This window comes from Catenulispora pinisilvae, from assembly GCF_015356865.1.
GTDB classification, from domain to species: Bacteria; Actinomycetota; Actinomycetes; order Streptomycetales; family Catenulisporaceae; genus Catenulispora; species Catenulispora pinisilvae.
Genome location: NZ_JAAFZA010000328.1, coordinates 1 through 9,681 on the forward strand (window position 1 = coordinate 1; position 9,681 = coordinate 9,681).

The following is a 9,681-nucleotide window of genomic DNA, read 5'->3' on the forward strand; positions in this document are numbered from 1 at the left end:
GGGCGGCGGGACCGGCCTCGGGCGCGGTCGGCGGTGCCGGGCTGGGCGCGGCCGGGGCCGCCTGGACGGGCTCGGCAGGGGTCTGAGGCCCCTGAGCCGGGAAGCCGGTCCCGGAGCCCGCCAGCGGGTCTCCTAGGGGCTCTGTGCGCGGTCCTGGGAAGGCGGTCGGCCGCATCGGTTCCACCGGCGGCAGCGCGCCGGCCGCCAGAGCGTTCTGCGGCGGGGCGGTCCCCTCGCCCGCGCGCTGCCGGAACCACTCGGACTCGATCGCGTTGAAGATCGAGGTGTCGTGGGCCGCCGGGTCCATCGGGATGGACTCCAGCGGTGCGGTCAGCGGGTCTGTGAAGTCGGCGAAGTTGGTACCGGAGGCGGACATCGGGTCCTGCGGGCCGAAGCCGGCGCCGGAGTCGCCGAGCGGGTCGCCGGTCGGCGGGGCGTAGGCGCCGGAGTCGCCGAGCGGGGTGTGGAAGCCGGAGCCGGAGAGCTGGTCGCCCTGGGCGGGCGGAGCCTCGAAGCCCGGACCGGACAGCGGTTCGCCGACCGGGCGGCGCCCGAAGGAGGGGGCGTCGTTGCCGTAGCCGGTGCCGGTCGGAGCGGCCGGGCCGCTCAGGTCCTGCGGGTCGGTGAACGGGTTCCTGAGGCCGGACATGGTGTCGGCCGGGCCTTCGGCGGACGGCGCCGGCGGCTGCTCCCCGAACGGCGGGGCGTCGAAGCCGGGACCGGACAGCGGTTCGCCGACCGGGCGGCGGCCGAACGAAGGTGCGTCGTTGCCGTAGCCGGTACCGGTCGGGGCTTCGAACGAAGGCATCTCGAAGCCGGCGCCGGGAGCCGGTGCGGCGGGTTGGTCGAACGGCGGGGCGTCGAAGCCGGGGCCGGATATCGGTTCGCCGACGGGGCGGCGGCCGAAGGAGGGTGCGTCGTTTCCGTAGCCGGTGCCGGTCGGAGCGTCGAACCCACCCGACGCCATCGGGTCTCCGAACGGAGGTGCCTCGAAGCCGGGGCCGGGAGCCGGCGGACCGGCCTGCTCGCCGAACGGCGGGGCGTCGAAGCCGGGGCCGGATATCGGATCGCCGACGGGGCGGCGGCCGAAGGAAGGCGCGTCGTTTCCGTAGCCGGTGCCGGTCGGAGTGTCGAACCCACCCGACGCCATGGCGTCGTCCACCGGTGTGTTCGGAGCCGCGAACGGGTTCGCGGGGTTCTGCGGCGCGTCGAAGCCGGGGCCGTTGAAGGCCTCGGCCGCCGGCTGGCCGAAGGGCGCCGCGGGGCCCTGCTGCGGGGCGTTGAAGTCGCTGTCCAGGTGGCCGCCGAACGGCGTCATCTGGACCTCGCCCGGGGCGGCGAAGGGATCGCCGGCGGCGAGTTCGGCGCCGAGGTCGTTGTTCAGGCCGCTGCCCGCCATCGGGTCGGCGGCGGTGCTGAAGCCGCCCGTGGGCGGGGTCTGCGGGCTCTGGCCGGGCGCCGCGAACGGGTTGGCCGGCGGCGGCAGGAGCAGGTCGTCGCGGTCGTCCTGGTAGGCCGCGAACTCGCCGGTGTGCTCCATGTCCGGGATGTTCGGGAGCAGGTCGTCGAAGCTGGAGGAGAAGTTCAGGGCGGGCGGCGGGGCCGTCGGACCGCCGGGCGCCGAGCCCGGCCGGAAGTCGTACGTCGCGGTGCCGTCCAGCGCGTCGGCCAGCCGGCCGTCCAGTTCCGGCTCCGGCAGCGCGAACTCCGGCCGCTCGAAGGTGCCGCTGCTGCCCGGGTCGCCCGGGTCGCCGTCGCGGATCACCGGGGTCACGCCGTGCGACATCGCCTCGGTCTCGGCCAGCAGTTCGGCCAGTCCCGGCGGGGTGGCGTCGGTGCCGCGGTACGGCGGGGCCGCCGCGCTCACGTCCTCCCAGCCGTCACCGTCCGCGCCGGCCACCGGCACGCGCTCGCCGCCGAACGGCGGCAGCGGGGCCGGGGGCTGGGCCGGCGGGCCGGTCTGCTCGCCCGGGGGCAGCTCGCGCTGCTCGGCCCGGACCGCGCCGCCGGGCCGCCGGGGCAGGCCGGTGGAGGTCAGCTGGGGCAGCTGGCCGGTGTCGGCGATGTCGCCGAAGCTGCCGCGGCCGCCCACGGCCGGGGCGTCGGACAGGTTGCCGGCCAGCAGCGCCGCCGGGACCAGCACCAGGGCCGTGATACCGCCGGTGGCCGAACGGCGCAGGCGTACCTGGATGCCGTGCCTGGTGGCCAGCCGGCCGACCACGAACAGGCCCATGCGGCGGGAGATGGCCACGTCCACGACCGGCGGGTTGGCCAGCCGCTCGTTGGAGTCGTCCAGCTCCTCCGGGGTCATGCCGATGCCGGAGTCCTCGATCTCCAGCATCACCCCGCCGGTGTTCAGCAGGTTGCCGGTGACCGAGACCTTGGTCTCCGGGGCGGAGAACGACGTCGCGTTCTCCAGCAGCTCGGCGACCAGGTGGACGACGTCGTTGACGGCGCGGCCGGCGACCTCGACGGTCGGCAGGTCCCGCAGCGTCACCCGCTCGTACTGCTCCACCTCGGAGGCCGCGGCGCGCAGCACGTCGATCAGCGGCACCGGCTGGGACCACCGGCGCCCGGGCTCCTCGCCGGCCAGCACCAGCAGGTTCTCACCGTTGCGCCGCATACGGGTCGCCAGGTGGTCCAGCTTGAACAGCGAGGCGAGCTGGTCCGGGTCCTGCTCGGCGTTCTCCAGTTCGTCGATCAGCCGCAGCTGGCGCTGCACCAGCGACTGCGAGCGCCGCGAAAGGTTGGTGAACATCGCGTTGACGTTGTTCCGCAGCATGGCCTGCTCGGTCGCCAGCCGGACCGCCTCGCGGTGCACCTCGTCGAAGGCCCGGGCCACCTGGCCCACCTCGTCGGTACTGGACAAGGCGATCGGGACGATCGGTTCCAGCGCCTCGCTGCCGTCGGCGTCGCGCAGCCGGCGGACCATCTCGGGCAATCGGTTGCCGGCGATCTCCAACGCGGTGTTCTGCAACATCCGCAGCGGGCGGACCAGCGAGCGGGCGATCAGCGCGGTGGCGACCGACACCACCAACAGCACGCCGATGATGACGCCGATGTTGAGGTACATGGTGTTGCGGGCGCTGTTGGCCAGGGCGTCGGCCCGGGACACCAACGCCGCGGCCTGCTCGGCGCGGACCTTCTTGTACCGGTCGAGCAGCGCGTTGTACTGCGTGTAGACGCTGCCGGGGACCAGCTGGTCGCCGTTGTCGCTGGCGCCGCCGTTGGCCAGTTTGTCGCCGATGGTCGTCAGGTACTGGTTCGCGCCGGTATAGGACTCGCCGACATCCACGGTGTCGCTGAGCGACTGCTGCATCTGCGTGGTGGCGACGGTCTTGAACTCGGCGCGGGTGGAGGACAGGTCCGAGATCAGGCCTTGCAGCTTGGCCAGGTTGGTCTGGGCCTGGTTCGGGTCGCTGGTGACCGCCAGGACGGTGAGGAACCCGCGTTCCTGCGAGGTGGTCTCGGTCATCTTGCCCAGGTCCGACAGCGACCGGGCGTCGTTGATCAGCTGCTGGTCGCCGGCATCGGAGGCCACGTACTCGTAGAGGCCGTCCAGGCTGGTCAGCACCTTGTTGTACTGGTCGAAGACGCTCAGCGGGTTGGAGTACGAACCGTCGACCGCGGTGTGCAGGGCCTCCACGCCGGTCATGTTCGCCTTGGCGTTGGCGATCGCGGCCAGGGTGTCCGCGGGGTAGGAGCCGTCGATCCTGTCCAGCGCCGGGAGCATCGTGGCGGTGACCCGGTCGGTGACCTTGCGCTGCGCGGCCATGCTGGTGGTCAGGTTGGTCAGCGTCGAGTCGTCGGAGTTGCGGGCCCGGAACGCCATCATCTCGATGCTGATGTCGCGCTCGTCCTGGAGCGCGTCGATCAGGTCGGACAGCGGGCTGGCCGCGGCGGCCAGCGTCTTGGCGTGGTCGTAGGTCCGCACGTTGTCGACCTGCTGGCCGATGCGCGCCGCGGCGCCGGTGATGGTCGCCACCAGCGGGACGATGACCAGGACCACCAGCCGGGTGCGGACTCGCCAGTTGCGGGGGGCGAACCGGTTGGCGTTCGGCGTCGGTGGTGGGGGAGGGGGCAGATGCCCGCCGGCGCCTTCGGTGTCCTGAGAAGTGGGGAGTGGACGTTGACCGGGCAACACGTTATCCCGAGCCCCGCGCGGAAGCTCTCCGGGAGCGGTGCGGCCGGCGGCCGCGTCGGATATAGATCCGCCGGGCGGCGGCCCGCCCACACCGCGCTCCGGGAAAGGAGCCGGCGGACGGCGCGGGGACACGGGTCGAGTCTGCACTGGCCCTCACAGCTTTCTTTGCGACCGGGCCGCTACTGCGGCGGGTGGGACGCCACACGGGGCTCGCGGTCTCTAGGTTTCAAGCAACGCATTCCAGCACAGGAGAGCGAGCGAGGCCAAGGGCGGGGGTTGACAGAGGGGCGGTTCGGTGCGTTATAGGTGGATAAGCCCGGCGAGGACTCCCTGTATATGCGTATCCTTACTCGTGCATGTGTGCTAGTCGATCTCAATGGTGTCGTAGGGCCGCTTCGGCCCTATGTAATACGATGCGCCGACCGGCTTCAACGAAACCCATTGCAGGGGGCAGCGCAGTGCGATCAGCCATACCCCGAGCCCGTTCCCGCAGGACCTCGGCGATCGTCCTCAGCGCGGTGCTCGCCGTGTCCGCTTTCGCCGCCACGGCGTGCAGCAGCAGTACCTCGTCGGGGGCCTCGATGCCCTCGCACGGCTCGCTGGAGCAGACCCAACTGCGCATCGGCATACCCAAGGGCGACATCGGCGCGTTGCCCATCTACACCGGCTTCGACAAGGGCTACTTCAAGGACCAGGGGGTCGACGTCAGCATCGACGACTCCTACGGCTCCTACCAGGACGCGCTCTCGGCGCTCAACGCCGGCAAGGTCGACCTGGTCTACGACGACTACGTGCACGCGATCCTGGCCCAGTCCACCGGCGCCTACCGGCTTCAGCTGGTCGCCGAGGGTTACACCGCCGGCGACGGCAGCGTGCAGCTGGTCGGCAAGCCCACCCCGACCAACGTCAAGAGCGCCGACCAGATCAAGAACGTGTTCAACGCCAGCGGCGGGTTCCTGGTGCCGACGGCGGGCACCAACGATGCCAACGACGCCTACACGGTTCCGACGATCATGCTGATGACCTCGCTGCCGGACCTGGCCAACAGCCTGCGGATCAAGGCCGACAACTCCGCCTCGCACCTGAAGTCGCTGCCGGCCGGCGGGGTCGTCGACAAGCTGACCAGCGGTACGGACGCCAACCGGGCCGCGGTCCTGGCCGAGCCCTACTACAGCGTCGCGATGAACAACAACCAGCTGATCAACCTGCTGGACCTGACCCGCGGCTCGACCCAGGCGATGCCGATGGGCGGCTACTTCGCCAAGCAGGACTTCGCGGTGACCCACCCCAACCTGTTCAAGGCGTTCACCGGGGCGCTGAACCAGGCCAAGGACGTGACCTCGCAGCGGGCCACGGCCATGTCCGAGATGCAGGCGCACTACGGCACGATGGCCAGCTCCACGGTCGCCGCCAGCCTGAGCTTCGGTACGTTCCCGACCACGGTGAACGTCGACCGGGTGTCCCGCGTCCTGACCCTGATGCAGAGCCTGGACCTGGCGCCGTATTACAACATCGACACGATGATGCCGCCGGACGCGCTGCGCAGCGGGAGCTGACCGGCCGCTCGTACCGTCCGCGCCGGAGTCGTCACAGGTCAGCCGCCGCCGGCGGCTGATCGTCGCGCGGGGGTCGCCGATAGGCTCGGACGGTGAGTGAAGCGACCCGGGGCGTGCGGTTCCGCTCGGACATGACCGTGGAGCTGGTGAAGGCCTCGGCCTCGGACAACGACGTGCTGTGGGCGGCCCGGGTCTCCACCGCCGGCGAGCAGTCGATCGAGCAGGCCGACGCCGACCCGGCGCGCTCCACCGGGCTCATCAACTACCTCATGCGGGACCGGCACGGCTCGCCGTTCGAGCACTCCACGATGACCTTCCTGGTCTCCGCTCCGATCTTCGTCTTCCGCGAGTTCATGCGGCACCGGGTCTGGTCCTACAACGAGGAGAGCGGCCGCTACCGCAAGCTGGAGCCGGTGTTCTACGTCCCGGGCCCGGAGCGCAAGCTGGTCCAGGAGGGTAAGCCCGGCCGTTATGTGTTCGTCTCGGGCACCGAGGGGCAGCACAAGACGGCCGAGGAGACCGTGCGCAGGTCTTGCGAGGCCAGCTATGCCGCGTACCTGGAGATGCTGGACGCCGGGATCGCCCGCGAGGTGGCCCGCACCGTGCTCCCGGTCGGGATCTACTCCTCGATGTACGCCACCTGCAACGCCCGCGCGCTGATGCACTTCCTGTCGCTGCGGACCAAGCACGAGGACGCGACGTTCCCGTCGTTCCCGCAGCGCGAGATCGAGATGGTGGCCGAGAAGATGGAGGCGCACTTCGCCGAGCTGATGCCGCTGACCTATGCGGCCTGGCAGGCGAACGGACGCGTCGCACCGTAGGGCCGGTTCGCGGGCCGGCTTCACCGCCCCGCTCACCGGCGAGTCGCGAAGTGCTCACTCCCGGTAGTCCTAAAGAGTGAAAAACGACCGACGCCGTGCCCCGACCCGTAACGCGCCCTTCGCGCCTCTGTTAACAGGGTGGACCCCGTCCCCACCGGACCCCCGAGCGGTGGAGACGGGGTCTGTCCACGACTGTCCATGACACCGGCTTCCATTCAGCGTGGCTGTGGGATTCGCGTAAGCAGCGTCAGATATTCGATCACCGGTGTGGCCCGGTACCTTTGTGCCATGCCCCAGAACGCGCACCCCGCCGAGCCCGCCACGGCCCTTTGGTCGGATACTGTCCTGTGGTCTGCCGGGGCGCCCTTCGGTCGCCTGATCACCGCGATGGTCACGCCCTTTCACGAGGACGGCTCGCTGGATCTGGACGGCGCGCAGAAACTGGCCGCACACCTGGTGGACGCCGGCAACGACGGCCTGGTGGTCTCCGGGACCACCGGCGAGGCCCCGACCACCTCCGCCGCCGAGCAGCTGGCGCTGCTGGAAGCGGTGCGCGAGGCCGTCGGCGACCGGGCACATGTGATCGCCGGGGTGGGCACCAACAGCACCGAGCACACGCTGGCGCTGGCCCGGCAGGCCGAGGCGGCCGCCGACGCGCTGCTGGTGGTGACCCCGTACTACAACAAGCCGACCCAGGAAGGCCTGTACCGGCACTTCACCGCGGTCGCCGGGCACACCTCGCGGCCGGTCGTGCTCTACGACATCCCGCACCGGACCGGCGTCCCCATCGAGGTCGACACCCTCAAGCGGCTCGGCGAGCACGAGATGATCGTCGCGGTCAAGGACGCCAAGGGCGACCTGGTCGCCGGGGCCGAGGTCATCGCGACCACCGATCTGGCCTATTATTCAGGGGACGACCCGCTGACCCTGCCGTGGCTCTCGGTCGGGGCGGTCGGCGTGGTGAGCATGTCGGCGCACCTCGCGGCGCCGCGCATCCGTGCGATGATCGCCTCCTATCTGGCTGGCGACGTGCGCGAAGCCGCCCGGCTGCACGCCGAACTGCTGCCGGTCCACGCAGGTGTGACCAGCGTGCCAGGTGTGATCTCCCTCAAGGCGGCAATGAACATGCTGGGACTGCCCGGCGGCCCGGTGCGGCTGCCCCTGGTCGAGGCGACCGAGGAGCAGCTGGCCCGGCTCAAGACGTATCTCGCCCAAGGCGGCGTGAAGATCTAGCAAGGAGCGGACCAGAGGTCCGCGGAACACAAAGGAAAACTGCATGAGCCATCCGCATCCGGAACTCTCCGGACCCCCGCCGCTGCCGCGAGGCGCGCTGCGGGTGACCCCGCTCGGCGGTCTCGGAGAGATCGGTCGCAACATGACCGTCTTCGAGTACGGCGGCAAACTGCTCATCGTCGACTGCGGCGTCCTCTTCCCGGAGGAGGCACAGCCCGGCGTCGACCTGATCCTGCCGGATTTCAGCTCCATCCGGGACCGGCTGGACGATGTGGTCGGCGTTGTGCTGACGCATGCCCACGAGGACCACATCGGCGCGGTGCCGTACCTGCTCAAGGAGTCGGGCGACATTCCGCTGGTGGGCAGCAAGCTGACCCTGGCACTGGTCGAGGCCAAACTGGCCGAGCACCGGATCCGGCCGTACTCGCTGCAGGTCGCCGAGGGCGACGTGGAGCAGATCGGGCCGTTCGAGTGCCGCTTCGTCGCGGTGAACCACTCCATCCCGGACGCCATGGCCGTGGCGATCAAGACCCCGGCCGGCACGGTGTTCCACACCGGCGACTTCAAGATGGACCAGCTGCCGCTGGACAACCGGCTGACCGACCTGGCCACCATCTCCGAGCTCGGCAAGGCCGGCATCGACCTGCTGCTGTCGGACTCCACCAACGCCGAGGTGCCGGGCTTCGTCACCGCCGAGCGGGAGATCACGCCGGTGCTGGACCGGGTGTTCGGCCGGGCCAAGGGGCGCATCATCGTCGCCTCCTTCGCCTCGCACGTGCACCGGGTGCAGCAGGTCTGCGACGTGGCCGCGATGCACGGCCGCAAGGTCGCCCTGGTCGGCCGGTCCATGGTCCGCAACATGGCGGTGGCCCGGGACCTGGGCTACCTGAAGGTGCCCGCGGACCTGATCATCGATCTGAAGGAGATCGACGATCTGCCGGATGACAAGGTGGTGCTGATGTGCACCGGCTCGCAGGGCGAGCCGATGGCCGCCCTGTCCCGGATGGCCAACCGCGACCACCAGGTCCGCATCACCGGCGAGGACACCGTGATCCTGGCGTCCTCGCTGATCCCCGGTAACGAGAACGCGGTGAACCGGGTGATCAACGGGCTGACCCGGTGGGGCGCCACGGTCGTGCACAAGGGCAACGCCATGGTGCACGTCTCCGGGCACGCCGCGGCCGGCGAGCTGCTGTACTTCTTCAACCTGGCCAAGCCGCGCAACTTCATGCCGGTGCACGGCGAGTGGCGGCACCTGCGCGCCGCCGCCGACCTGGCGATCAAGACCGGCGTGCCGAAGGACCGGGTGGTGATCGCCGAGGACGGCGTCACCGTGGACCTGATCGACGGCGTGGCCCGCATCACCGGCAAGGTGGACGCCGGCTACGTCTACGTCGACGGCACCTCGGTGGGCTCGGTGACCGAGGCCTCGCTGAAGGACCGCCGGATCCTGGGCGACGAGGGCTTCGTGTCGGTGTTCGTCGCGGTCTCGGCCGACACCGGCAAAATCGTCACCGGCCCGGTGATCACCGCCCGCGGCTTCGGCCTGGACGACCAGACGCTGGAGCAGGCCAAGCCGCTGATCGTGACGGCGCTGGCGGACGCGGCGGCCGAGGGCATCGGCGACACCCACCAGCTGCAGCAGCTGGTGCGGCGCTCGGTCGGGCGCTGGGTCTCGAACACCACGCGGCGCCGCCCGATGATCCTCCCGGTGGTCGTCGAGGTCTGATCCGCGCAGGTCACCGGCCTTCTCAGCGGTCGGGCAAGCCATCCTTTCGGTGCAGAAACGAAAGGATGGCTTGCGGCTTTTCTGGCGGCTGTAATGGATTGCGGGACGGGAGGCGGCCTTCGTGGGGCGGAGTCGCTGCCTGCCGGACCTGGGGAACCCAAGCATCGCGGCACCTCACCGGGGGGTCAGGGGCGGGGG

5 protein-coding genes are annotated in these 9,681 nt (G+C 70.6%); 4 read left to right on the forward strand and 1 reads right to left on the reverse strand.

The features are described from left to right. A partial coding sequence (locus IZR01_RS45200) for a sensor histidine kinase (protein ID WP_194927428.1) occupies positions 1-4,141 on the reverse strand: 4,141 nt, incomplete at its 3' end. Positions 4,142-4,671: 530 nt separating this feature from the next. Between IZR01_RS45200 and IZR01_RS45205 the strand changes: the two genes are divergently transcribed. The 4 genes from IZR01_RS45205 (at position 4,672) to IZR01_RS45220 (ending at position 9,483) form a co-directional block, all read left to right on the forward strand. Then, on the forward strand, positions 4,672-5,700 hold the full coding sequence (locus tag IZR01_RS45205; RefSeq protein WP_194898785.1) for an ABC transporter substrate-binding protein: 1,029 nt from the start codon (positions 4,672-4,674) through the stop codon (positions 5,698-5,700). A 131-nt stretch (positions 5,701-5,831) separates the two neighbouring features. Beyond that, complete coding sequence (gene thyX, locus IZR01_RS45210) at positions 5,832-6,521, forward strand: FAD-dependent thymidylate synthase (RefSeq protein ID WP_228555906.1); 690 nt, start codon at positions 5,832-5,834, stop codon at positions 6,519-6,521. Between the two features lie 288 nt (positions 6,522-6,809). Further along, positions 6,810-7,754, forward strand: coding sequence for a 4-hydroxy-tetrahydrodipicolinate synthase (gene dapA / locus IZR01_RS45215; protein WP_194927429.1), 945 nt, complete (start codon positions 6,810-6,812; stop codon positions 7,752-7,754). A gap of 43 nt (positions 7,755-7,797) precedes the next feature. Beyond that, positions 7,798-9,483: a ribonuclease J gene (locus IZR01_RS45220; RefSeq protein ID WP_194898783.1), complete on the forward strand. Its 1,686-nt coding sequence runs from the start codon at positions 7,798-7,800 to the stop codon at positions 9,481-9,483. The last annotated feature ends 198 nt before the right edge of the window (positions 9,484-9,681 follow it).

Excerpts from the sequence above, each read along its gene's own strand:
- thyX (WP_228555906.1), top strand. The coding sequence starts at position 5,832 with ATGACCGTGGAGCTGGTGAAGGCCTCGGCCTCGGACAACGACGTGCTG.
- dapA (WP_194927429.1), top strand. The coding sequence starts at position 6,810 with ATGCCCCAGAACGCGCACCCCGCCGAGCCCGCCACGGCCCTTTGGTCG.
- IZR01_RS45220 (WP_194898783.1), top strand. The coding sequence starts at position 7,798 with ATGAGCCATCCGCATCCGGAACTCTCCGGACCCCCGCCGCTGCCGCGA.